Source organism: Bhargavaea sp. GQ12, assembly GCF_059758705.1.
Map to the genome: position 1 here is coordinate 18,581 of NZ_JCAXEU010000004.1, position 24,518 is coordinate 43,098.

General features: G+C 53.7%; 19 protein-coding genes. 6 read left to right on the forward strand and 13 right to left on the reverse strand.

Going from position 1 to position 24,518, the window contains the following annotated elements; genetic code table 11:
• Positions 1-5 precede the first annotated feature (5 nt).
• The 4 genes from AC6CHQ_RS04745 to AC6CHQ_RS04760 form a co-directional block, all read right to left on the reverse strand.
• Positions 6-767, reverse strand: coding sequence for an iron ABC transporter ATP-binding protein (locus AC6CHQ_RS04745; protein ID WP_251239513.1), 762 nt, complete (start codon positions 765-767; stop codon positions 6-8).
• On the reverse strand, positions 764-1,714 hold the full coding sequence (locus AC6CHQ_RS04750; RefSeq protein WP_092055270.1) for an iron chelate uptake ABC transporter family permease subunit: 951 nt from the start codon (positions 1,712-1,714) through the stop codon (positions 764-766). Before AC6CHQ_RS04750 ends, AC6CHQ_RS04745 begins: the two co-directional genes overlap by 4 nt.
• Positions 1,707-2,657 (reverse strand): ABC transporter permease, encoded by a 951-nt coding sequence (locus AC6CHQ_RS04755; protein ID WP_092055267.1) that lies wholly within the window; start codon positions 2,655-2,657, stop codon positions 1,707-1,709. The genes AC6CHQ_RS04750 and AC6CHQ_RS04755 overlap by 8 nt, the downstream gene beginning before the upstream one ends.
• 284 nt (positions 2,658-2,941) lie before the next feature.
• Complete coding sequence (locus AC6CHQ_RS04760; protein WP_498081000.1) at positions 2,942-3,811, reverse strand: DUF6612 family protein; 870 nt, start codon at positions 3,809-3,811, stop codon at positions 2,942-2,944.
• 164 nt (positions 3,812-3,975) lie between these two features.
• Between AC6CHQ_RS04760 and AC6CHQ_RS04765 the strand changes: the two genes are divergently transcribed.
• Positions 3,976-5,694, forward strand: coding sequence for an ABC transporter ATP-binding protein (locus AC6CHQ_RS04765; RefSeq protein ID WP_092055262.1), 1,719 nt, complete (start codon positions 3,976-3,978; stop codon positions 5,692-5,694).
• A gap of 103 nt (positions 5,695-5,797) precedes the next feature.
• Positions 5,798-6,859 carry a permease gene (locus AC6CHQ_RS04770; protein ID WP_498081001.1) on the forward strand — a complete coding sequence of 354 codons (1,062 nt, stop codon included), beginning with the start codon at positions 5,798-5,800 and terminating at the stop codon, positions 6,857-6,859.
• A 218-nt stretch (positions 6,860-7,077) separates the two neighbouring features.
• On the opposite strand, the gene AC6CHQ_RS04775 is transcribed toward AC6CHQ_RS04770, so the two are convergent.
• The 4 genes from AC6CHQ_RS04775 to nikC are packed head-to-tail and all read right to left on the reverse strand — an operon-like array spanning position 7,078 to position 10,992.
• Positions 7,078-8,109, reverse strand: a complete 1,032-nt coding sequence (locus AC6CHQ_RS04775) for an ABC transporter ATP-binding protein (RefSeq protein WP_432803569.1) — start codon at positions 8,107-8,109, stop codon at positions 7,078-7,080.
• Positions 8,081-9,106: an ABC transporter ATP-binding protein gene (locus AC6CHQ_RS04780; protein ID WP_092055256.1), complete on the reverse strand. Its 1,026-nt coding sequence runs from the start codon at positions 9,104-9,106 to the stop codon at positions 8,081-8,083. Before AC6CHQ_RS04780 ends, AC6CHQ_RS04775 begins: the two co-directional genes overlap by 29 nt.
• Before the next feature lie 35 nt (positions 9,107-9,141).
• Positions 9,142-10,083, reverse strand: a complete 942-nt coding sequence (locus AC6CHQ_RS04785; RefSeq protein ID WP_092055254.1) for an ABC transporter permease — start codon at positions 10,081-10,083, stop codon at positions 9,142-9,144.
• Between the two features lie 15 nt (positions 10,084-10,098).
• The gene (gene nikC / locus AC6CHQ_RS04790; protein ID WP_498081002.1) at positions 10,099-10,992 is read right to left on the reverse strand and encodes a nickel transporter permease; all 894 of its coding nucleotides are present in this window, start codon (positions 10,990-10,992) and stop codon (positions 10,099-10,101) included.
• Positions 10,993-11,314: 322 nt separating this feature from the next.
• On the opposite strand from nikC, the gene AC6CHQ_RS04795 reads away from it, so the two are divergent.
• Positions 11,315-12,949 (forward strand): glutathione ABC transporter substrate-binding protein, encoded by a 1,635-nt coding sequence (locus tag AC6CHQ_RS04795; protein WP_498081003.1) that lies wholly within the window; start codon positions 11,315-11,317, stop codon positions 12,947-12,949.
• A gap of 218 nt (positions 12,950-13,167) precedes the next feature.
• Entirely contained in the window at positions 13,168-14,766 is a 1,599-nt protein-coding gene (locus tag AC6CHQ_RS04800) for a glutathione ABC transporter substrate-binding protein (RefSeq protein WP_498081004.1), read from the forward strand.
• 64 nt (positions 14,767-14,830) lie between these two features.
• Here AC6CHQ_RS04800 and hflX read toward each other — a convergent pair whose 3' ends face one another.
• Positions 14,831-16,114 carry a GTPase HflX gene (gene hflX, locus AC6CHQ_RS04805; protein ID WP_424237665.1) on the reverse strand — a complete coding sequence of 428 codons (1,284 nt, stop codon included), beginning with the start codon at positions 16,112-16,114 and terminating at the stop codon, positions 14,831-14,833.
• 54 nt (positions 16,115-16,168) lie between these two features.
• On the reverse strand, positions 16,169-16,870 hold the full coding sequence (locus AC6CHQ_RS04810) for a VOC family protein (RefSeq protein WP_424237664.1): 702 nt from the start codon (positions 16,868-16,870) through the stop codon (positions 16,169-16,171).
• A 166-nt stretch (positions 16,871-17,036) separates the two neighbouring features.
• On the opposite strand from AC6CHQ_RS04810, the gene AC6CHQ_RS04815 reads away from it, so the two are divergent.
• On the forward strand, positions 17,037-18,605 hold the full coding sequence (locus AC6CHQ_RS04815) for a BCCT family transporter (protein WP_092055238.1): 1,569 nt from the start codon (positions 17,037-17,039) through the stop codon (positions 18,603-18,605).
• An 86-nt stretch (positions 18,606-18,691) separates the two neighbouring features.
• Here the strand turns inward: AC6CHQ_RS04815 and putP are convergent, their stop codons facing one another.
• Positions 18,692-20,179 carry a sodium/proline symporter PutP gene (gene putP / locus AC6CHQ_RS04820; protein WP_251239524.1) on the reverse strand — a complete coding sequence of 496 codons (1,488 nt, stop codon included), beginning with the start codon at positions 20,177-20,179 and terminating at the stop codon, positions 18,692-18,694.
• A gap of 321 nt (positions 20,180-20,500) precedes the next feature.
• On the opposite strand from putP, the gene AC6CHQ_RS04825 reads away from it, so the two are divergent.
• Positions 20,501-20,872 (forward strand): DUF2188 domain-containing protein, encoded by a 372-nt coding sequence (locus tag AC6CHQ_RS04825; RefSeq protein ID WP_424237662.1) that lies wholly within the window; start codon positions 20,501-20,503, stop codon positions 20,870-20,872.
• A gap of 185 nt (positions 20,873-21,057) precedes the next feature.
• On the opposite strand, the gene AC6CHQ_RS04830 is transcribed toward AC6CHQ_RS04825, so the two are convergent.
• Positions 21,058-22,722, reverse strand: coding sequence for an AMP-binding protein (locus AC6CHQ_RS04830; RefSeq protein WP_349773667.1), 1,665 nt, complete (start codon positions 22,720-22,722; stop codon positions 21,058-21,060).
• Between the two features lie 105 nt (positions 22,723-22,827).
• The gene (locus AC6CHQ_RS04835; protein WP_251240724.1) at positions 22,828-24,417 is read right to left on the reverse strand and encodes an FMN-binding glutamate synthase family protein; all 1,590 of its coding nucleotides are present in this window, start codon (positions 24,415-24,417) and stop codon (positions 22,828-22,830) included.
• Positions 24,418-24,518 lie beyond the last annotated feature (101 nt).

A 24,518-nucleotide genomic window follows, 5' to 3' on the forward strand; every position in this document is an offset into this window, starting at 1 on the left:
GTTTTTCATGAATTGAAGTATACACAGATCCGGCAGTTACTCATCTGCTTGATCGGAATGTCCATGTCATAGATTTCTTTGAGCGACTCGGAGTTGATGATGTCTTCGGTCGGACCGTCCTTGACGACCCGTCCGTCCTTCAGCGCAACAATCCGGTCGGAATAAACCGATGCGAAGTTGATGTCGTGCAGGACGATAATGACAGTCTTGCCGAGTTCATCCACGAGACGCCGGAGGATTTTCATGATCTGAACGGAGTGCTTCATGTCGAGGTTGTTGAGTGGTTCATCGAGAAGGACGTATTCGGTGTCCTGGGCGATGACCATCGAAATGAATGCGCGCTGGCGTTGGCCTCCGGACAATTCATCCAGATAACTGTCTTCCATATCGCCCAATTCCATATACTCGATCGCTTGGTCAACGATACGGATATCTTCCTCATTCAGACGACCCTTGGAATGCGGGAAGCGTCCAAAAGAAACGAGTTCCCGTACCGTCAGGCGGACATTCATGAAGTTGGATTGTTTCAGGATTGATACGCGTTTGGCGAAATCGTTGGATTTCATCTTGCGAACGTCATCCTTGTCGACAAGCACTTCTCCTGTATCTGCATCAAGCAGGCGGCTCACCATGGAGAGCAGGGTCGACTTGCCCGCCCCGTTCGGTCCGATGAACGAAGTGATCTGACCGCGCTGAATGTTGACCGATACCTTTTCGACGACGGCTTTTTTTCCATAAAACTTGGACAGCTCACGAACTTGAATCATGCGGATCGACTCTCCTTAAGTAGTAGATAGATGAAATATACGCCGCCGGCGAAGTTGATGATGACACTCAGAGTGGTCGAGAAGGTGAAGATGCGCTCGACGACCCACTGTCCCCCGATGAGGAGGATCAGACTCAGGCCGGCTGCACCCGCAAGCGTAACCGAGTGCTTATAGGACTTCAGGAACTGGTAGCTCAGGTTCGCGACGATCAGCCCAAAGAACGTGATCGGGCCGACAAGCGCCGTGGAGACGGCGATCAGCACCGACGACAGGATCAGGGTGCCGCGCACCATTCTGTCATACGGTACGCCCAGGTTGATGGAGATATCCCGGCCGAGCGAAATGACGTCCATGATTCTGAGCTGACGCCAGCCGATGACGATGCAGACGCCGACCACCGCGATGGAGAGCCAGACCAGATCTGAATTGACATTGTTGAAGCTGGCAAACATCGCATCCTGGACGGTCAGGAACTCGTTCGGATCGATCAGCACCTGAAGGAATGTCGAGATGCTTCCGAAAAAGGTTCCGACGATGATTCCGACCAGAAGCAGGAAATACACCGGCCGATTCCCCTTCTTGAAGAGGAGCTGGTAGAGCAGCAGCGCGAAGATGATCATCGCTGCGACCGACAGCAGGAAGTTGACCTGCTTATTGACGACCGTCACATGGGTGGAGCCCAGGAAGAAGATGATGAGCGTCTGGATCAGCATGTAGAGCGAATCCAGCCCCATGATGCTCGGCGTCAGGATACGGTTCTGGGTGATCGTCTGGAAGACGACCGTGGCGTATGCGATAGCGACACCGGTCACGGCCATGGCCGCAACTTTCACACCCCTTCTCGGAAGGGCGTAATCGTAGCTGCCGTTCAGATCATGGAAGAGATACAGACCGACAGAGAGCGCCGCCAGCGCATACAGAATGATGAGTTTTGTAGAATCACGCATAAGCTTTCCTCCTGAACAGCAGGTAGAGGAAGATGCCGCTGCCGATGACCCCGACCATCAAGCTGATGGAAATTTCATATGGATAAATCAGCACACGCCCGAGAATGTCACAGATAAGCAGGAATATTGCTCCCATGAGTGCCGTGTGCGGCAAAGTCTTCTCAAGATTGTCCCCTTTCATGATGGAGACGATGTTGGGGATGATGAGTCCGAGAAACGGAATCATGCCGACCGTGAGGACGACAGTTACCGTCACCAAAGCGACGAGAATCAGCCCGAAGTTCACGACGAACTTGTAGTTGAGCCCGAGGTTCCTGGAGAAATCCTCGCCCATGCCTGCAACCGTAAATCGGTTTGCATAAACGTAGGCCAAAACCAGGATCGGGACGCTGATGTACAGAAGCTCATAGCGCCCTGACATGATCATGGAGAAATCTCCCTGCAGCCAGGAGGACATGTTCTGGATCACATTCGACCGATAGGCGAAGAATGTCGTCAGTGACGACAATATGTTCCCGAACATGAGCCCGACCAGCGGGATGAAAATCGCATCTTTGAACTTGATGCGGTCCAAGATCTGCATAAACAAGAGTGTACCGGCAAGGGCGAATGCAAACGAGATGGCCATCTGCTCGAGCAACGTTGCATTCGTGAACAGGAGCATGGAAACGAGAATCCCCAGTCGGGTCGCATCCAGTGTTCCTGCTGTTGTCGGCGAAACAAACTTGTTCCGGCTCAACTGTTGCATGATCATGCCGGCGACACTCATGCCCGCCCCAGCCAACAGGATGGCTACGAGCCGAGGAACACGGCTGATCAAAAATATTTGGGTTTCTTCGGAACTCCAATCCAAGAGGTCCATTGGTGTGATGCTGCTCACTCCGACGAACAATGATGTGAACGACAGGAGAATGAGTCCCGCAATCAAGTAACGTGTCTTCATGGCTATCCCCGATGCACTGCGATTTGAAAGGCGATTGAGAATGTTCTGTTGAAAATCATTCTCACCACCCTTGCAATTGCTATTATAGCACGCGTTAATGGGAAGTCAAAGCTTAAATGAAAATGATTATCAGTTAGATTAGAATGATTATTAATTAGATTTCAGGTGAAGGAAGTGCGATTTTTCGGACAACATTCATTTCTGCTTGTTCAGGCGGAATTACAGTGCTTAAATCTCACAATCATAAGAAAAACCGCAGCACCCGGCTGCGGTTTTTCTTGTGATTATTGCTGTGGGAGTTCGACTGCGGAGTCGATGATTTCCTGAGGAATCTCGATTTTCTCGATTCCATTGATGTTCGAGTAGGTTGTCTTTGAATCCATATCGATGTTGAGTTCCTCACCCTGCTCTTCCATCGTCATCGCCATGACCATGTTCATCGCTGTCATGTTGAAAGTTTCCTTGTCAACGTACATTTCGTACTCCAGTTCATTGATGCTCATGTTCTCTAGTGCGTTCTGCTCTTCTTCGCCCATCTGCTCGAGCGCTTCAGGCGGAAGCTGCTCCTGAAGTGTCTGCTTGATCAGCTCATTGAACTTCTCCCCGTCGGCCGTGAGCTTCAGGATGTACTCGTTCTCGTTTTGCTCGAACTTCATGTCTTTTGCATATTCCTGAAGCTGCTCAAGCTGCTCGGAAGGATCCGGCTGATTCTGGGTCAGTTGGTCAAGTTCAGGAATCGCTCCGGTCATCTTCATCCACTGGCCAGCCTGCGGATCGAGCAAGTACATTGTTCCGTCTTCAGTCATATAGGCTTCGATTTCCATCGACATCTCTTCACCGCCTGCGGCGCTCATGGCCATCGTGCCTTTCTGATGCAGTGCCATCGGATCCAGCGTCATTTCCATATCCATGTTGGTGTTCGTGTTCATCTCCACTTCCTGGGAAGGTATTGAGATCTTCTGATCCATTTCGAGCGCCACCTCGGTGCTCTTCATTTCCTGGGAAGCGATCAGCGCTTTCTCGTATACTTCCTCCGCCGTCAGGTCGCTCTGCTTATCTTCCGGGGTTCCTTCCGTCGGTTCGGCCGTTTCGCCGCACGCCGCCAGACCAAGTGTCAGAGTTCCGGCCGCCATGGCCATCAAGAGTTTCTTCATATAGAATTACCGCCTCTCTGGATTGTGTACAGTCCGTAATACGGCGACACCCCGGCGAAAGTTCCGCCTTTTCGCTGAAACCCGACAAAAGTCCCAACGCCTTCCGGAATCTTTCTGCTTCGGCTATAATGACGGAAGCCGAAGTATCCGAATGGAGGATCCCCATGCTCAAGCAATTCTTTTCCTATTATAAACCGCATAAGCGGCTGTTCATGATTGACTTCTCAAGCGCAGTTTTTGTCGCATTGCTCGAACTTGCATTTCCAGTCGCCGTGCAGTGGTTCATCGATGAGCTGCTGCCGACAGGGGACTGGGGACGGATTGTCTGGGTCAGCCTTCTGCTGCTCGGTGTCTATCTTCTCAGTACATTCCTGCAGTTCATCGTCGCTTACCTTGGCCACAAGCTCGGGATCAATATTGAGACAGACATGCGCCAGCAGCTGTTCAACCATGTGCAGCGGCAGTCGTTCCGGTTTTTCGATAACACGAAGACCGGACACATCATGAGCCGCATCACCAACGACCTGTTCGACATCGGCGAACTTGCCCACCACGGTCCTGAGGACATCTTCATCGCCATCATGACCATCATCGGGGCCTTCTCGATCATGTACACGATCAATCCGGAGCTTGCGCTGATCACGATCATCATGATCCCGTTCCTCGTCGCGGTCATCACATTCTGTAATACGAAGATGAACAAAGCGTGGCGCAACATGTACAGCCGCATCGCCGATGTAAATGCCCGGGTTGAGGACAGCGTCTCCGGGGTCCGCGTCGTGCAGTCATTTACGAACGAATCATTCGAGATGTCCCGCTTCCGCAGTGACAACGGCCGTTTCCGGCACGCGAAGGTTGCCGCCTACAAAGTCATGGCCTGGACGCATTCCAGCATGTACATGATGACCCGCCTCGTTACGCTGCTTGTCCTTGTGGTAGGCGCCTGGTTTACCTTTAATGACCGCCTGTCCTACGGAGAGCTTGTCAGCTTCGTTCTGTTCGTCAACGTTCTGATCAAGCCGGTGGACAAGATCGCTGCACTTCTCGAAATGTACCCGAAAGGAATGGCCGGATTCCGGCGATTCCGCGAGTTGCTGGATGAAGAACCCGAAGTGCTTGACCGCCCCGATGCGGTAGAAGTTTCCCATCTGAACGGCAATATCCGATTTGACCGGGTCGCATTCGCCTATGACGGCTCGAAGTCCGTCCTGAATGACATCAGCCTGTCGATCCGGGCGGGGCAGACCGTCGCATTCGTCGGCCCTTCGGGTGCAGGGAAGACGACAATCTGCTCGCTTATTCCGCGTTTCTATGATGTCGACAGCGGCTCGATTTCCATCGACGGCATGGATGTCCGCGACATGACGATGCGCTCGCTCCGTTCCCAGATCGGAATCGTACAGCAGGATGTGTTCCTCTTCACCGGTACCATTTTTGAGAACATTGCCTACGGAAAGCTGGGCGCAACCGATGAGGAAGTTTATGAAGCCGCACGCAAAGCCCATCTTGAAGAATTCGTCACGGAGCTTCCGGACGGCTATGAAACTCAGATCGGCGAGCGCGGGCTAAAGCTTTCCGGCGGCCAGAAGCAGCGGCTGGCCATCGCCCGCATGTTCCTGAAAAACCCTCCGATCCTGATCCTGGATGAAGCCACTTCCGCGCTGGACACCGAGACGGAGCGAATCATCCAGCAATCCCTAGAGGAACTGTCCGAAAACCGTACGACCCTTGTGATCGCCCATCGCCTGGCCACGATCCGGAACGCCGACCGTGTTGTCGTCGTGACAAAGGACGGAATCGCAGAAGACGGAGAATACGAAGAACTCGTCCAAAAAGGCGGTGTCTTCGCCAACCTGCACAACATTCAGTTCCAGGAAGCATGATGGATCCCCCCGCTTAAAATGCGGGGGATTTTCATTCTCGCTATGAAGAATCCGGATTAAAGTGGTATACTATTCCGGTTATCATTTTTAGGAGGTCCTGACCTTGAACACCACTGCTCCGTCCGACAGAAAACGGACGATTTTATATGTAGCCATCTTCCTGCTCGTCGCCATTATCGGGCTTGCTTATGTGAAGTGGATTCCATACGTAGACAAAAGCATCACCGCCATCACGACACAGTCGATCGGTGATTCCATCCTCGGGGACCCGGCAGAGGCCGGGACATTCTCCTGGGAAAGCACATGGTCGTACACCGTCACTTACTTTCTCGCCGTCTGGAAAGCAGCCGTTCTCGGAATTGTCCTCGGCTCCCTTGTCCAGGTACTGATTCCGGCAGACTGGCTTCTTCGCACACTCGGCAAGACATCATTCGGCAGCACCGCAATCGGCGGCCTCACAAGCCTGCCCGGTATGATGTGCACGTGCTGCGCGGCGCCCGTCGCAGCGGGGCTCCGGAAAAAGAATGTCTCGATCGGAGCGGCACTTGCCTTCTGGCTCGGTAACCCGGTGCTGAATCCGGCGGTCCTCATTTTCATGACGTTCGTCCTGTCCTGGGAATTCACCCTGCTGCGTGCTGTCTTCGGCATCCTGCTCGTGTTCGGCATCAGCTACCTGGCGAACCGTTTCGCTCCGCAGCCGGCGCCTGAAGAACTCGCCCGGAAAGTTGAAGAAACAGAAGCGGCGGCCGCTCCCGAAGAAGGCAGCTTCCTTTCCCGCTGGCTGAAAAGCATGGGCCGTATGGCGCTGTTCATCATCCCGGCCTACTTCCTGTCCGTCCTGCTGATCGCGGCAATCCGCCCGTGGCTTTTCCCGTTGCTCGAAGGCGCATCAGGAAATTCGCTGCTCATGATCCTGCTCTTCGCGATCGGCGGCATGCTGTTCGTCATCCCGACAGCGGCCGAAATCCCGATCATCCAGGCATTCATGTCTGCCGGGCTCGGCACAGGCCCTGCCGCTGCCCTGCTCATCACCCTGCCGGCCATCAGCCTGCCATCGCTGATCCTCGTCGCGGGTGCGTTCCCGAGGAAAGTCCTCTGGTTCGTCGGCGCAGCCGTTATCTTGCTCGGTGTCCTCTGCGGCCTCGTCGGCATGTGGATCTTGTAATCAGTGTTTTTGAGCCCCCGCTCCGGGTGACGGAGCGGGGATTTTTGATTGGCGGAATTTATTGCTGTACGTCCGTTTCGTATGTTGCAGGTCCGGGCTCTCTATCCAATTTCCTTGTTTCAATTTCACTGCCCATACTTCAACTCCTCACCCCTTGTTGCAACTCTCCTTCTTCCCAAAAGAAAACCCGCTGCCTTTCCGGCAGCGGGTTTGGATCCTTAGAAGGATGCAGTTTCCATATAGTTCGGTTTGAGCTGGCCGCTTTCGATCTCTTCGACGAAATGGCAGGCAGCTTCGTGGCCTTCGCGCATACCGTCATGCACCTTGAGTTCAGGAACATCTGTCCGGCATTTGTCCTGGGCGAACGGGCAGCGGGTATGGAAGCGGCAGCCCGTCGGCGGATCGATCGGGGAAGGCACGTCTCCGCGGAGAACGATATGTTCCCGTTCGCGATCCGGATCCGGCACAGGGATCGCCGACAGCAGCGCTTTCGTATACGGGTGTTTCGGGTTATCAAAAATCGACTTTTTGTCCCCGATCTCCATGATCTTCCCGAGGTACATGACGATGACGCGGTCCGAAATGTGGCGGACGACGCCGAGGTCATGGGAGATGAACAGATAAGTGAGACCATACTCTTCCTGCAGCTCGTCCAGCAGGTTCAGCACCTGCGCCTGGATTGAAACGTCAAGTGCCGATACGGCTTCGTCACAGATGATGAGCTTAGGGTTTACAGATAGCGCGCGGGCAATGCCGATCCGCTGGCGCTGCCCTCCGGAGAATTCATGCGGGAAACGGTCTGCCTGGCTGCCATTGAGCCCGACTGTTTCAAGCAGTTCGATGATTCGCTTGCGCCGTTCTTTTCTCGGAAGCACATTCTGGATTTCCATGGCTTCATTGAGGACATCCGAAACCGCCTGGCGCGGGTTGATTGAGGCATACGGATCCTGGAAGATGATCTGGAGATCCTTCCGGTGTTTCCGCATTTCCGACTTTGACAGTGAAGCGAGGTCGGTGCCTTCAAAATAGACCTTGCCATCTGATGGCTCCTCAAGTCGGAGGATGGCACGTCCGGTTGTGGACTTACCGCATCCGGACTCGCCGACGATACTGACCGTCTCCCCTTCATATACCGTGAAGCTGATGTCGTCGACCGCCTTGACGTGGTTGACCGTACGTCCGAAGAAGCCCCCTTTGATCGGGAAATACTGCTTCAGTCCCTCAACCTTTAGCAATTCTTTCTTCTCCAAAGACATCCACCTCCTTTGGCCCCGGCCATTCTTCATCGTAGATCCAGCAGCGGACCTGGTTGCCTTCCCCGTCATCGAACAGGTCAGGCAGTTTTTCGCGGCACAGATCCGTCGCCGCCGGACAGCGAGGCGCAAACCGGCAGCCTGTCGGCATCTTGAACGGTGACGGGACCATGCCGTGGATCGGGACAAGTTTTTCCTGATCCGCGTCAGGCCGCGGCAACGATTTCAGCAGCCCGATCGTATACGGGTGTCGCGGCCGGCGGAATAGTGTCCGTACATCACTATATTCGACGACCTGGCCTGCGTACATGACCGCCACATAGTCGCAAGTTTCCGCAACGACACCAAGGTCGTGGGTAATGAAAATCACAGACATGCCGAGACGGTTCTGGAGATCCTTGATCAGGCCGAGGATCTGTGCTTGGATCGTCACGTCGAGCGCGGTTGTCGGCTCGTCCGCGACGAGGATTTCAGGGTTGCAGGCAAGCGCCATGGCGATCATGACACGCTGACGCATACCACCTGACAGTTCATAAGGATATTGCGTAACTCGCTTTTCAGGAGACGGGATACCGACCAGCTTCAGCAGGTCGACAGATTTTGCCATCGCCTGTTTTTTGTTCATGCCCTGGTGGGTAGTAAGAGATTCCGAAATTTGCTGGCCGACCGTGAAGACCGGGTTCAGCGAGGTCATCGGTTCCTGGAATATCATCGAGATTTTGTTTCCCCGCAGCCCACGCATCTGCTTTTCGGAGTAGTCGAGGATGTTCTCCCCCTTGAAGAGGACTTCCCCGTCGACCACTTTGCCATTTTCCGCGAGAAGCCGGAGGATCGACAAAGAGGTGATACTTTTGCCGGAGCCCGACTCGCCCACGATTCCTATTGTTTTACCTTTCGGGACGGAGAAGCTCACGCCGTCGACGGCCTTGACTTCCCCCTCGTCCGTGAAGAAAGAGGTGCGCAATCCGCGCACATCCAATATCGTTTCTTCCAATGATCTTTCCTCCTTGGGCCGTTGGCCGGGACCGATCAGTTCAGGTCGATCCGCTTGTTGAGCAGCTTATATGAGATATCGACTATCAGGTTAACGAAGACGAACAGGACAGACAGAACGAGCACCGCACCCTGAACAATCGGGAAGTCCCGCTGGGTGATGGCCTGCACTGTGAGGCGGCCCATGCCGTTGATGGCAAAGATCGTCTCTGTCAGGACCGCTCCGCCAAGGAAACCGCCGAACTCGAGACCGACTACGGTGACAACCGGAATAAGCGCGTTCTTCAGCGCGTGCCGGTACGTGACGATACGGTCGGTGAGTCCCTTGGCGCGTGCAGTCCGGATATAGTCTTGGTTAATGACTTCAAGCATCGAGGAGCGCGTCATCCGGGCGATGATCGCCGCTCCGCCGGTTCCGAGCGTGATGACCGGAAGAATCACCTGCCGCCAGCTGTCGCCCCAGCCGGACGGACGCAGTTTCGCCCATTCCGGCAGCCAGCCCGCCCCGACGGCGAACCAGTCAATCAGTACGAGTCCGAGCCAGAAGTTCGGCATGGATAACCCGAACAGGGCGATAACCATGATGGCCGTATCGGCTACGGTATAGCGCCGTACCGCCGATATGATCCCCGCCATCAGCCCGATAAAGACGGCGAGGATTGTGGCATAGAATGATAATTCCACCGTGACCCAGAACCGGGCCCCGATCTCATCGGAAACGGCACGGCCGCTCCGGACGGAATTTCCGAGGTCGCCCTGAAGGACGCCGCTCATATAGTTGAAGTATTGAATATGGATCGGGTCATTCAGGCCGAGGCGTTCCTCGATCTGCCTGACTGTCTGTTCCGAAGCGCCTTCCCCTGCGATGATCTGGGCCGGGTTGCCCGGGATCAGGTGCATCAGGGAGAAGACGAGAATGGAGACACCGATCAGTACCGGAATGGTCTGGAGGACCCGCCGGATGATGTATTTTAGCATTTCGCTTCCCCCTCCTTATTTGTTCGCTTTCGGGTCAAGCGCATCGCGCAGCCCGTCACCGAAGATATTGAATGCAAGAACGACGAGGACGATGGCAATCCCCGGAATCAGAATCATGTGCGGCGACTCCGCCATGTACGAACGTCCGGCAGAAAGCATGGCGCCCCACTCAGGTGTCGGCGGCTGCGCACCGAGGCCGAGGAACGACAGGCCGGCTGCAGTCAGGACCGCGGTCGCGATCCTGAGCGTCGCCTGGACAATGATCGGCGACAGGACGTTAGGCAGGACATGCTTGAAGATGATCCGGAAGTCGGATGCACCGAGCGCCCTCATGGCGTCGATGTACTCAAGGCGGCGGACAGACAAGGTCGATCCGCGAACGATCCGGGCAAATGCCGGGATCGAGAAAATCCCGATCGCGATGATCATATTCTGGATACTGCCGCCGAGGACACTCACAATCGCAAGAGCGAGGAGAATCCCCGGGAAGGCGAGAAGAATGTCCATGATACGCATAATAATCGTATCGATCCTGCCGCCGTAATAGCCGGCGACAATCCCGAACAGGACACCGATGATTCCGCCGATCATGACAGAGACAAAACCGACGATCAGGGTAAGGCCTGTCCCGTGGATAATCCGCGAGAAAATATCACGACCGTAGTTATCCGTTCCGAACCAGTTTTCCGCGGATGGAGGCTGCAGCTTATTGGTGATATCCGTGGCGTTCGGGTCGGTGTTGACCAGCATCGGGCCGAAAATGGCGAGAAAAATGAAAAACAGCACAACAATTCCGCCAACAAGCGCCGACTTATTCTTTTTGAATCGCTTCCAAAAGCCTTTATAAAGTTCGAGGCGAGGATTGTAAGCCCTTTCACTCTTGGAGGCTCCGGCTGTTTGCTCAGACATATTGATCCCTCTTTCCCCAGGACGGCAAACGGATGCCGCCTTTTTCTCAATTACACTAATCGATAGTTTAACATGAATAATGCAAATTCGACACTTTATATTTAATGACGGAAAAGTACAAAAAGAGTGGCAAATTGGTATACTTCCAAATTGGCTTTTTTACGCTATCAGAGTGAAGCGTCGGCGGTTCTATACAATATGTTACGAACGTTTATCGTTTTCTTAGAACAGCTATTGTCTTCAACAATTTGGTATGGTATATTCTTTCTGAATATTGCGGTCGATTGCGCAATATCAAAAACATAATAGGGGGAGAAATTACATGAAGAATAAGCGCAGCTCTTTGTTGCTCTTGATCTTGCTGCTCGTCGTCTCCATGTTCCTCGCGGCATGTGCCGGCGGCGGAGATGACAGCGCTTCCGACAGCGACAGCGGCACAGACGATGGCAACCAAGGCGAAGAAGGCACCACTGATGGTGGCGGCGAAGGCGGAGACCTGATCCTTGCTGTCCTTTCCGATGCTTCTTCTCTTGACCCGGCAGGATCGAACGATGTTCCGTCCTCTAACATCCAGGCCAATATTTTCGAAACACTCGTCAACCGTAACGACGACAACGAAATCGAGCCTGGCCTCGCGACGGAATGGAACGCAATCGACGATACAACTTGGGAATTCAAACTCCAGGAAGGCGTTACCTTCCATGACGGCGAAGAATTCACCGCTGATGCAGTCAAGAAAAGCCTTGACCGCGTACGCGATCCTGAAATCGCATCGCCTCGCTTCTTCCTCTTTGAAATGATCGAGAGCGTGGATGTTGTGGATGACTACACTGTCCAGATCAAGACAGCGTATCCGTTCGCACCACTCCTTGCTCACCTGTCCCATAATGGCGGCAGCATCATCAGCCCTAAGTCCATCGATGAGGACTATGCGGCAATGGAGAACGGCGAAGAGCCTGGCTCCGTCATCTCCGAGAACCCAGTAGGCACCGGCTACTTCAAGTTTGAAAGCTGGAACCCGGGCTCTGAGATCAAGCTCACGAAGAACGAAGACTACTGGAACGAACCGGCTAAGGTCGACTCCGTCACATTCAAGGTCGTCCCTGAAGCGGCGACTCGTGTGGCAGAGCTCGAAACGGGCAACGCTCACATCATCGACCCGGTTCAGCCGAACGAAGTTCAGCAAATCAATGACTCCGGCAACGGAACGGTACACCAGAAGCCATCCTCGAGCCTCTCGTACATCGGCTTCAACACAGAAAAAGAGCCATTCAACGACGTCCGCGTACGTCAGGCGATCTCGATGCTTGTAAACAAGGATGACATCATCTCCGGTGTTTACGAAGGATTCGGTATCCCGGCAAAAGGCCCTCTGGCGCCTGGTATCTTCGGTTACAATGAAGACGCAAAGCCACTTGAGTACAACGTTGAAGAAGCGAAAAAGCTGCTTGAAGAAGCAGGCTATGCAGACGGCTTCTCCACAACTATCTGGACAAACGACAACCCGCAGCGTGTCGACGCAGCAGTCCTTCTCCAGCAGGAGCTGAAAGCGGTAGGCATCGATGTCCAGATCGAACAGATGGAATTCGGTACGTACCTCGACCAGACGGCTGCAGGCGAACATGACATGTTCATCCTCGGATGGTCCAACCCGACTGGCGACGCGGACTACGGCATGTATGCACTCTTCCACTCGTCCCAGAAGGGCGACCCGGGCAACCGCTCGTTCTACGAGAACCCTGAAGTCGACAAACTTCTCGACGAAGGCCGTCAGGAAACCGATCCTGATGCCCGTACTGAGATCTACAACAAGGTCCAGGAGCATCTGATCGAAGACGCGCCAATGGTTTATATCCACCACCAGGAGTACCTGACAGGTCTTGCTAACGGCGTCGAAGGCTTCGATATCGATACATCCGGTATCTACCAGCTGAAGAACGTCACTCTGTCCGAGTAATCCGGCTGAGAGCCCTCCCACTTTTGCGGGAGGGCTCTTTTATGTTTGTAAATATCTTTTTGAAGGAAGAAGCTAGAGTCCTTACAGCTTTGAAAACGCTGTCCATATTTTTAGGAATTTTTAGCTGTTGAATCTCTATTGTTCCCGTCAGGTTTGTGTGATATATTTCAGAAATATCGCATTTAACGATAAAAAGCGATGACAAAGGGGGAAACAACATGAGAAAAAACACAAAACTGCTCCTGATCCTCACCCTCGTGCTGTCCATGTTCCTTGCAGCATGTGCCGGCGGCAGCCAAGATGACGCCGGTGATGACAGCAGCTCAGGAGAAGGCGGCACGGCAGCCGGCGGAGACCTGATTCTGGCAGTTCTGTCAGATGCCTCGACACTGGATCCTCAGGGCTCGAACGATGTTCCGTCCAACAATATCCATAACAATCTTTTCGACACGCTTGTCGAACTGAACGACGAAAATGAAATCGTTCCAAGCCTGGCGACAGAGTGGAAAACGATCGATGAGACGACGTGGGAGTTCAAGCTCCGTGAAGGAGTGAAATTCCACGACGGAACAGATTTCACCGCTGAAGCGGTCAAGAAGACCTTCGACCGTGTACGCGACCCGAAAGTGGCATCCGGGAAAGCCTATCTGTATGAAATGCTTGAGAGTGTGGAAGTCATCGATGACCACACTGTACAGATCAAAACGGCTTATCCGTTCTCGCCGCTCCTCTCCCACCTGTCCCACTCCGGCGGTGCCATCATCAGCCCTAAGCTGATTGATGAAGACTATGCCGCGATGGAAAATGGTGAAGAGCCGGGCTCTGCCATTAACCAACACCCGGTCGGCACCGGTTTCTTCAAATTCGAAAGCTGGGATCCGGGTGTTGCCGTCAAACTCGCGAAAAACGAAGACTACTGGAACGGCGCGCCTAAAGTGGACTCCGTTACATTCAAGGTCATTCCGGAAAGCGCGACACGCCTTGCAGAACTCGAAACCGGCAATGCCCATATTATCGACCCGCTCCAGCCGAACGAAGTGGCACAGATTGAAGGCGGCGATTACGGAACCGTCAACAAGCAGCTTTCCCGCGCCTTGTCGTTTGTCGGATTCAACACAGAAAAAGAACCGTTCAACGATGTCCGCGTCCGTCAGGCCATCTCGATGATGATCGACAACGAAGAGATCGTAAACGGCATCTATGAAGGTTATGGCGTTCCTGCCCACGGTCCGCTATCCCCTGGCACCTTCGCTTATGATAAAAACATCAAAGGCCTCGGATACAATCCGGAAGAAGCGAAAAAACTCCTTGAAGAAGCCGGATACGGCGACGGCTTCGAGACGACCATCATCACCAATGATAACCCGCAGCGGATCGATATCGCTGTCCTCCTCCAGCAGAAGCTCAAGGAACTGAACATCGACGTCAAAGTCGAGCAGATGGAGTTCGGCTCCTATCTGGAGACCCTGACAGCCGGAGACCAGGACATGTACCAGCTGGGCTGGTCCAACGCGACCGGTGACGCTGACAACGGACTCTACTCCCTCTTCCATTCTTCTCAAAAAGGGACGGGAGCAAACAAGGCATTCTACGGCAATCCTGAAGTCGACAAGCTTCTGGATGCCGGCCGCGCAGAAATCGATGAAGCGAAGCGCAAAGAGATCTACGACCAGCTACAGCAGATCCTGATTGAAGAAGCTCCGATCTCCTACATTCACCACCAGGAGTACCTGACCGGTGTTGCCAACAATGTTGAAGGATTCAGCGTCGATGCCAGCGGCTACTATCAGCTGAAAGACGTGACCCTTTCAGAGTAATCCATGAAAAAACTCCCTTCCGCCTTTGCGGCAGGGAGTTTTTTGTTGATGAAGATATCGAGAATTATTCTGCCGTCTCTGGCGGAGCGATGAATTCACTAAAGCGTTCCCGGTCGGCTTCCCTCAGTTCTACATCGATGAGAGTGCCATCTTCCGTGTACTCGGTTTCCTTCACATCTGCATGCTCATTCAGATAAGAGACGATATCCCCCCGGCCAAATGGGATCAGCAGGTTGACCCGTACCTGGTCACCGAATATTTTTGAAGCGATCATTTCCAATAACACTGAGATATCATCAGATTGCTTGGCCGAGATCCAGATGCCGTCCCCCTGCTTTCGGGGATGCTCCAGGCCTGCCAGGTCGGACTTATTGTAAACCTGGATTTCCGGTATACCTTCGATGCCGATGTCCGCAAGCGTGTCCTCGGTGACGTCCATCATGTAGCGGTGCTCCGGGTGGGACACATCGACGACATGCAGGAGCACGTCGGCATCCGCCGCCTCCTCGAGTGTCGAACGGAAAGCCTTCACGAGATGATGGGGCAGTTTGCCGACGAATCCGACTGTATCAGTCAGAAGGAACTCACGGTTATCCTGCAGCTGGATATTCCTAACCGAGGTATCCAGCGTTGCAAACAGCATGTCCTGCTCGAGCACATGCCTGCCCGCCCCGTCCCCGATGCCGGCAAGCATGGCGTTCATGATCGTCGATTTGCCCGCATTCGTGTAGCCGACAAGCGAGACGACCGGCACATCACGCTTTACCCGCCGCTTCCGCTGCGTCTCCCGGTGGCTCTTCACCGATTCCAGTTCACGGCGGAGGCGTGCAATCTGATCCTCGATTCTCCGGCGGTCAAGTTCAAGCTTCGTCTCACCGGGACCGCGCGTCGCCACGCCGCCGCCTGTCGAACCCGCCTGCCGGCTGAGCGAAGCCCGGAGGCCGACAAGCCGAGGAAGCATGTACTGCAGCTGAGCAAGCTCGACCTGCAATTGCGCTTCCCGTGTCTTCGCCCTTCTCGCGAAAATATCCAGGATCAGCATCGTCCGGTCGATGACCTTAGTATCGAGCTCCGTTTCGAGGTTGCGGATCTGCGATGGAGACAGTTCATCATTGAAGATGACAAGATTGGAATCCGTCTCATCATGGAACATGAGGATTTCCTTCACTTTCCCCGATCCGATATAGTGGCTCGGATTCGGTCGCTCGAGATTTTGGGTGACCGTGCCCGACACTTCTACGCCGCAGGCCTGTGCCAGGCTGGCCAGTTCCTCCATCGAATAATCAAACTGTCCATCGTCGTCGAGACGGACGCCGACCAGCACCGCGCGTTCTATTCTTTCTTCCATAAAAACCCCTCCAGTAATTGCTGCCTGCTATAAGTATACCCGTCCTGGAACACTTCAGTGCACGCTGTCGCGTGAGATGCGGACATCCGAAAGCCGCTCCGGCCCTTCACCCTGTGTAAAGACAAGTTCTGCATTCCCGAGTTTGATCCGGTTATCTTCCGTACGGCTGAGTCCGAGCATCTTTGCCCATCGGATCGCGGTTGCTTGCGGATCCCGGACGCTGAAAACAACTTCTTCCAGACGATGAGACAGGTTCTCCTCCGGTATCGTACCTGCATCAAGCAGTTGCTTCATGCGCACCTCATCCTCCATTCCCCAGTCGATAAAGAATGGATTCGGCAGATCATCACCGATCTCCTCGTCAATGAAGAGCAGTTTCCATTCGAGCAGACTGCCCGAAGCAGTCCGCCTGGATGCCTCCTGCACGCCTGTCGTCTTGTATCCCTGCTCATTTAATCGCTTTTCGAACTGATACAAATCTCCTGGGCGAAGACAGATCGTTCCCCAGCCGGGGCCATATTTCTTCAAGTCATGGGTCAGGAGTCGTGCCAAAGGCTGAAGGGTCGTCTGGGCGATTTCCGGCTTTTCAACTGACAACGCTTCAATATAGGCATTCCGCACGTAGTAAAGCGCATTCTGAGTTCCCCACTGCTCATGACTTCCGCCCGGAGCACCGTTCATCCCCTTCTCCTTCCATGCGGCTGCATCTTCCTCGGGCGTCTGATTGCTGAAATAAACTGCATGGTCAAGTTTCAATTTAACCTCTCCTTTCTATTTTTTCCGAAAACACCTAGTCAATTGGACCTAACTTTTCCGTCAATTTCCGTTTTAGCCTTGAAGACCCCGTTCATCTTCGTTACCCTCGGGTATACATCTATTATGTCGATAATACATAATAAAACAATTTCTGAAGGAGAGGAACATGGACAGATCAAATTGGAAAAATCCAGTGTTTGTTGTATCTGCATTATTTATTCTTGCTCTGGTTGTCATCGGAGCCGTCGTGCCGGATGGATTTGCATCGGTCGCCACCGTAATCTACGATTTCACCATTGATACATTCAGCTGGTTCTATCTGCTGGCCGTCTTTATCTTTATCGTGTTCTTATTGGGTATCGCAATCAGTAAATACGGCAGTATCCGTCTCGGCGCGGAAGATGAAAAACCGGAGTTCTCATTTTTCACCTGGACTGCCATGCTGTTTTCGGCCGGTTTTGGTGCCGGGCTTGTCTTCTGGGGAGTAGCCGAGCCGATGAGCCATATGTTCAATCCGGCTTTTGAAGACCTGGAACCGATGACTGAAGAAACCGCCCGCAATGCCATGGGTTACTCAATGTTCCACTGGGGCATGCATCAGTGGGTCATGTTTACGCTCACCGGACTTGTCATCGCTTTCCTCCAGTTCCGCAAGAAGAAAACCGGTCTCATCTCAACTGCCCTCGAGCCGATTGTCGGATCGTCGAAACCGGTCAAGAACACGATTGACATCCTTGCCGTGATTGCGACAATCATGGGGATGGCTACATCAATCGGATTGGGTGTACTCCAGATGAACGGCGGACTAAACGCTGTCGCCGGCATTGAGATTTCTCCATATGTCCAGCTCGGCATCATCGCGGTCATGATGGTCGCTTATCTGTTGTCATCGACGACCGGATTGCACAAAGGTATCCGTTATCTCAGCAACCTCAACCTAGGGCTTGCCCTTGGCCTCCTGCTGTTCACCTTCTTTGCAGGACCGACTGTCTTTATCCTTGAAACCTTTGTTGTCGGGCTCGGTGACTACATCACGAACTTTGTTCAGTACAGCCTGCGGCTTGAGCCTTATAAGGACAGGCTTTGGGTCCAGGAATGGACCGTATTCTACTGGGCATGGGTTATGGCCTGGTCGCCGTTCATCGGTGCATTTGTCGCACGTGTGTCGCGTGGCCGGACTATCAGGGAATTCATTATCGGTACACTGATCATCCCGCCTGCCATCGCTATGTTCTGGATGGCGGTGTTCGGGGGCACAGCAATCTACAGTGACCTGAACAACGGAACGAACATCGCGGAGATGGTCAACCAGGACGTGACATCTGCCCTGTTTACGACGTTCGAGCAGACTCTGCCGTTCTCAGGCCTTCTTTCAGTCCTTGCCATCCTGCTGATTTTCACCTTCATCGTGACATCTGCCGACTCCGCTACATACATCCTGGCGAGTATGACTTCTGGCGGTTCACTGAATCCAAAGATGCCTGCCAAGCTGATCTGGGGCGTTCTGATGGGCTCCATCGCAGGCGTACTCCTCTTCACAGGAGGTATCAATGGACTGGAGACCGCATCGCTCGCCTCGGCTCTGCCATTCGGTATCATCCTCATCATGCTGATGTTCTCGATGATCATTTTGCTGAAAAGAGAACCTTTGCCGATCCGCAAGCGGGACCTTAACCGGTTCCAGAGACTTGAGAACCTGTCGAAAAAAGAAAAAGTGGAGCGCTCCAAAAAATAAAGTGAAACCGATCCGGCCGTTTGCCGGATCGGTTTTTTGTTTCACATTAAAAGATCCGGGAAACCAATGGCTCCCCGGATACTTGCTTATTTCTGTTCACGCTCAAGTGTCTCGAGCGTTTCGTTGAATTCACGCTCAATTTCTTCATTCGGCCGGTAGGTCGCATTGCTCACCAGAACAGCCACCAGAAGGCTTAAGATGAAGCCCGGCACAATCTCATAAAGCATACCTGTCAGCGCATCGACATTGCCCCAGATCATGACGACGATGGCTCCGGTGATCATGCCCCACAGCGCTCCCTGGGCAGTCAACTTGCGCCAGTAAAGCGATAGCAGGATAATCGGACCAAACGCCGCACCAAAACCTGCCCATGCAAATGATACGAGCTTAAGAATGGTGTCATTCTGTTCCCATGAAAGGATGAACGCGATAACTGCAGTTAATAGCACGGCGATGCGTCCATACCATACATATCGCTGCTCAGGCGCATCGGACCTGAAGACCGCTTTATAGATATCTTCGACAAGAGCAGAAGACGTGACCAGCAGCTGTGAGGATATCGTACTCATGATCGCTGCCAATACAGCTGCCAGGATGACACCCGCAATAAACGGGTGGAAAATAATCTGGCCGAGATCAATGAAAACAGCTTCTGGATCCGTGAGTGACATGTTCGGATTCTGCTGGAAATACGCGACGCCAACCAGAGCAGTCGCTGTCGCCCCAAGCAGGCTGAGAAGCATCCACCCGATGCCGATCCGCCGGGCCGAGCGGGTTTCTTTCACTGTCCGGATGGCCATGAAGCGGACAATAATATGCGGCTGTCCAAAGTAACCAAGTCCCCAGGCTATGGAAGAAATAATCCCGGCTGCAGTAGTTCCCGCAATCAGGCTCAAATGATCAGGACTGGCTTCCCGGATACTCGACAGCGTCTCTGCCGGTCCACCGGTGATAAAGACACCGACAACCGGCACCAGAATAAGTGCTGCAAACATGATGAGCCCCTGTACAAAGTCCGTATAGCTGACTGCCAGGAACCCGCCAAAGAGCGTATAAGCCAGGACGACTGCAGAAACGACGATCAGACCTGTATGATAGCTGAGTCCAAACGAGCTCTGGAAAAAGACGCCCCCTGCAACCATGCCCGATGACACGTAAAAGGTGAAGAAGGCCAGAATAATGATACCCGAGGCGATCCTAAGAAGTGACGAGCGGTCCTTAAGCCGGCTCTGCAGATAACTTGGAATGGTGATTGAATCCGCAGATACCTGGGTATACACCCGAAGTCTTGGTGCCACGTAAAGCCAATTCAGATATGCCCCGATCGTCAGGCCAATTCCGATCCAAGCCTCCCCCAGGCCTGACAGGTAAATCGCACCCGGGAATCCCATCAGGAGCCATCCTGACATGTCTGAAGCACCGGCGCTCAGCGCACTGACGGCCGGACCGAGCTGGCGTCCACCCAACATATAATCGGACAGATTCGCTGTTTTCCGGTAACCGTACCAGCCGATGAACAGCATTAGCGCCAAGTAAATTAGTATGGCAATGAGTTTGAACGTTGTATCTGTCATCTTATCCCCCCTTACCTGCTATCCTATCATATGTCCTATGACAACATGCCTGCTTTTTCGGAGAATTGGCGGAGTGTATTGCAGATAATCGCAGACTGTCGAACCGGAGTACGATGAAATCGGATGACATTGAATATTTCCCGGGAAATCGACCGGCAATGACATAAGGCATGTCGGATAATGATCCATGGGCAGTTGCCGTAAAAGTATCGCGAATGGCGGTGGAAACTGTCTGCATATGAGGAGCCCGGTCATGTATGCCGGAAAGGTTTAGGTTAATCCTCGCGGGGAATTTCCTTATGTATAAGGAGGCGACCCGGAATGCCATGGACCAAACAGGATTATCCGGACTCGTTTAAAAATCTGGACGAACCGGTGAAGGAAAAAGCGATTGAAATCGCCAATGCGCTTGTGCGCGACGGATACGAAGACGACCGCGCCATCCCGATTGCGATGGACCAGGCCCGTGAATACGTGCATGGGGACGATGATGACGGGCGGACGGTGTATGAAGTCAGGGAGGACGGCGAGGAGTGGGTGCTCCATAAAAAGGGCAGCGACCGCGCCATTCTGCGCGAGGAAACGAAAGATGATCTTCTCGAAAAAGCCAAGCCGCGCGTCAATGATCAAAACGGCGTATTGAAGATCTATAAGGGTGACGGAGAACTAGAAGATACGCTGTATGAAGGGTGAAGAAGACCGCACGGGATGCGGTCTTTTTTCCCGTTTGCAGATGCAATGGGGTGAAACGTTACGATATTTCATTGAGACGTTAACATACTCCACTGAGACGTTGCGATACAGGACTGAAACGTTAACATAGCCAACGCTCCGCATAAAAAAGCCGTCCCGGCACCATGCCGGGACGGTTTTTCCCTTTACTTCGCTCCGATGCCCGTGCGTTCCTCGGACATCTCCCGGAGCTTGAATTTCTGGATTTTGCCTGAAGCGGTCATCGGATATTCTTCGGTGAACTCGATATAGCGCGGAATCTTATGGAAGGAGATTTTCCCTTTGCAGTATTCCCGGACCGACTCGGCCGTTTCTTCAGCGCCCGGCTTCAGAATGATCCAGGCCATGAGCTCCTCGCCGTATTTCGGATCCGGCACGCCGATCACCTGGACATCGCTCACAGACGGATGCGTGTAGAGGAATTCCTCGATTTCGCGCGGGTAGATGTTCTCCCCGCCTCGGATGACCATGTCTTTGATGCGGCCCGTGATGTCTAGATAGCCGTCTTCATCCATGACGGCGATGTCGCCGGTATGGAGCCAGCCATTCTCATCGATCGCCTTGCGGGTCGCTTCTTCATTATTATAGTAGCCTTTCATCACGTGGTAGCCCCGTGTGCACAGCTCACCTGGCTCACCCTGCGGGACTTCCTTGCCGGTCGCCGGGTCGATGATCTTCACTTCGACATATGGGTGCGGCTTGCCGACAGTCGCCACGCGCTTCTCGATCGGATCATCCGTCGTGGTTTGCGTAATGACGGGCGACGATTCCGTCTGGCCGTAGCAGATGGTGATTTCATCGGCACCCATTTCGTTGATGACCTGCTTCATCACCTCGATCGGACATGTGGAGCCGGCCATGATGCCCGTCCGGAGAGAGGACGTATCGAAGTTCTTGAACTCCGGATGCTGGAGCTCCGCGATGAACATCGTCGGAACCCCATTGAGCGCTGTGCATTTCTCATCCTGCACGGCTTTCAGCACAGTAAGCGGATTAAACTGCTCAATAATCACCGAAGTCGACGCGTGCGTGACGGCCGTCAGTGTGCTGAGCACGCAGCCGAAGCAGTGGAAAAACGGGACAGGGATGCACAGCCGGTCCTTCTCCGTCAGCTTCATCCGGTCTCCGATCAGCTGCGCGTTATTGACGATGTTATTATGCGTCAGCATGACGCCCTTCGGGAAGCCGGTCGTGCCTGATGTGTACTGCATGTTGATGGTGTCCTCCGGATCAAGTGACCGGAACACGGCCTCTAATTCTTCATCCGTGACACCGTCGGCCTTCGCCTCAAACTCGGACCACTTGAACATCCCCCGCTCGTCCCGTTCCGTCATGAGGATAATGCGCTTCAGATGCGGGAGGTTCTTGCACGAGATCTCGCCCTTTTCCGAGACCTCGGCCTCCGGGCATACCTGTCGGATGATGTCGATATAGCTCGTCCCCTTGAACCCCTCGTCCAGGATGAGCGTCGTCGACTCGGACTGCTTTAGCAGATACTCAAGTTCCGCGGCCTGATAGTTGGTATTCACCGTCACGAGCACGGCTCCCATCTTGCCGGTCGCGAACTGGCTCAGGAACCACTGGCGCTTGTTGTCACTCCAAATGGCGACATGTTCCCCTTTTTTGATCCCCATCCCGAGATAAGCTTTCGCCAGACGGTCCGTCTCTTCATCAAACTCCCGGTAGGTTTTCCGGATTCCATGCTCCGGATAAACGTAGGCTTCCACATCCGGGAATTGCCTCGCCTTCTCCCGGACCACCTCTCCGACAGTTTTGTTGAGCAGTGCCATCCAAACGCCCCCTTTTGAAATCGTTTTCAACAGTATGTTACCACATTTTTCTGAGGGTTTCGAAAGTTTATTGGAAGCTGTTTGGATAAAGGGAACACGCCGCCCGGAGGACGGCGTGGTGATCGATTATTGCGCGCGCAGATGCTCATCATGACCTTGCACCGGATAGGCGCGCCCCCGTTCGTCCAGATAAACGAGATGAGTTCGGTCCAGCTTGGTCGGAGAATCGAGTCCGGCCGCCGCTGCAATGCGGAAAAGCCCCTCGCGCATCGTCAGGATATAGTTTGTGACGCGGTACTTTTTCTCGTCTACGACCAATGCCCGCTGAAGGTCCTCATCAGTCGTCGCGACCCCTGCCGGGCATTCGTTCGTATGGCACTTCAGCGCCATGATGCACCCGACGGAAATCATGAACCCGCGTGCGACCTGGACGAGATCGGCACCGAGCGCAAGTGCGACGGCCGCTTTGTCCGGAGTTGTGATCTTGCCGGAGGCGATGATCTTCACCCGGTCGCGGACCCCGTGTTCACGGAGAGAGTCATCAAGAATGGTGAGGGCTGTCCTGATCGGCAGGCCAAGGCTGTCTGCGAGGTCCTGATAGGTCGCGCCGGAACCCCCTTCCGACCCGTCAACCGAAATGAAATCCGGGCCTTTCCCGGTTTTCTTCATCCAGCCGGCCAGTTCATCAGCCTCTCCCTTGCTGCCGATGACCACCTTGATGCCGACAGGCTTTCCGCCGGCTTCCCGGATTTCCCCGATAAACTCGAACATCGATGGATAATCCTCAAACTCCCGGAACCGGTTTGGGCTGTTGATGGTCGTATACGGCTCGACGGTCCGGATCTTGGCGATTTCCTCGGTCACTTTCTCTCCTTCAACGTGGCCGCCCCGCATCTTCGCACCTTGGGCCAGCTTCAGTTCAAAGGCACGCACATTCGCGATGGCCGCCTTTTCTTTGACCTTTTCGATATCGAATTCCCCTTCAGGTGTTCGGTAGCCGAAGAGGCCCGAGCTGATCTGGGCGATGATTTCCGGTCCGCCGGAAAGATGATAATCCGACAGGCCTCCTTCTCCGGTGTTCATCCAGGCGCCTTTCGCCATCCCGATTCCTTTCGAGAGCGCGGTGATGGCATTTTTCCCAAGCGATCCGAAGCTCATCGCCGACTGGCCGAGCAGACTGCGCACATGGAACGGTTCCCGGCAATCAGGACCGATCACGACTGCATCATCCGGCGGCAGCAGCCACGGCAGAGCCGGAGCATCTTCCATATGCTCACGGCGCGTGAACAGCCCTTCGTCGTCGATCACATAGTGGCGGGTGTCGACGAGATCAGAGTTGTCGACGCGCATCTCTTCATTCTGTTTTGTGAACATCGCGTTTCGGATATAGTAGCCGGGTTCTTCGAAATCCCGCTTCGAACCAAAGCCGATCAGAGAGCTTTTATACTTCCCGGGCAGCACCATATGCAAGTATTCCTCCCGGCTGAACGGCTTTCCGCTATTGTCGTCGGAGAACAGATACTGCCTGAACTCGGGGCCCGTCTGCTCGAGAAAATAGCGGACCCGGCCGAGGATCGGGAAATTCCGCAGGATCGAGTGCTGCTTCTGTCCGCGGTCATAGAAAAACAGCCAGACCAGCGTCACGGCAGGAACGATGACGAGCAGGATAAACAAAATCATGGCTGTGAGTGAGACGTTCTCAAAAAAAGTATTCATCTTCTCTTTCTCCCCTTTCCATATGTATTTCGGAATGTGCAGACCTCGAAAATTGTTTACCCTAAAACTCTTTTGATAAGCTATGGAGTGATGCATACACA

What these genes read in the sequence shown, in the direction of transcription:
- AC6CHQ_RS04785 (WP_092055254.1), bottom strand. Translation starts at nt 10,083, where the DNA reads ATGCTAAAATACATCATCCGGCGGGTCCTCCAGACCATTCCGGTACTG.
- AC6CHQ_RS04800 (WP_498081004.1), top strand. Translation starts at nt 13,168, where the DNA reads ATGAGAAAAAACACAAAACTGCTCCTGATCCTCACCCTCGTGCTGTCC.
- AC6CHQ_RS04745 (WP_251239513.1), bottom strand. Translation starts at nt 767, where the DNA reads ATGATTCAAGTTCGTGAGCTGTCCAAGTTTTATGGAAAAAAAGCCGTC.
- nikC (WP_498081002.1), bottom strand. Translation starts at nt 10,992, where the DNA reads ATGTCTGAGCAAACAGCCGGAGCCTCCAAGAGTGAAAGGGCTTACAAT.
- AC6CHQ_RS04765 (WP_092055262.1), top strand. Translation starts at nt 3,976, where the DNA reads ATGCTCAAGCAATTCTTTTCCTATTATAAACCGCATAAGCGGCTGTTC.
- AC6CHQ_RS04755 (WP_092055267.1), bottom strand. Translation starts at nt 2,657, where the DNA reads ATGAAGACACGTTACTTGATTGCGGGACTCATTCTCCTGTCGTTCACA.
- AC6CHQ_RS04795 (WP_498081003.1), top strand. Translation starts at nt 11,315, where the DNA reads ATGAAGAATAAGCGCAGCTCTTTGTTGCTCTTGATCTTGCTGCTCGTC.
- hflX (WP_424237665.1), bottom strand. Translation starts at nt 16,114, where the DNA reads ATGGAAGAAAGAATAGAACGCGCGGTGCTGGTCGGCGTCCGTCTCGAC.
- AC6CHQ_RS04835 (WP_251240724.1), bottom strand. Translation starts at nt 24,417, where the DNA reads ATGAATACTTTTTTTGAGAACGTCTCACTCACAGCCATGATTTTGTTT.
- AC6CHQ_RS04760 (WP_498081000.1), bottom strand. Translation starts at nt 3,811, where the DNA reads ATGAAGAAACTCTTGATGGCCATGGCGGCCGGAACTCTGACACTTGGT.
- AC6CHQ_RS04750 (WP_092055270.1), bottom strand. Translation starts at nt 1,714, where the DNA reads ATGCGTGATTCTACAAAACTCATCATTCTGTATGCGCTGGCGGCGCTC.
- AC6CHQ_RS04825 (WP_424237662.1), top strand. Translation starts at nt 20,501, where the DNA reads ATGCCATGGACCAAACAGGATTATCCGGACTCGTTTAAAAATCTGGAC.
- putP (WP_251239524.1), bottom strand. Translation starts at nt 20,179, where the DNA reads ATGACAGATACAACGTTCAAACTCATTGCCATACTAATTTACTTGGCG.
- AC6CHQ_RS04815 (WP_092055238.1), top strand. Translation starts at nt 17,037, where the DNA reads ATGGACAGATCAAATTGGAAAAATCCAGTGTTTGTTGTATCTGCATTA.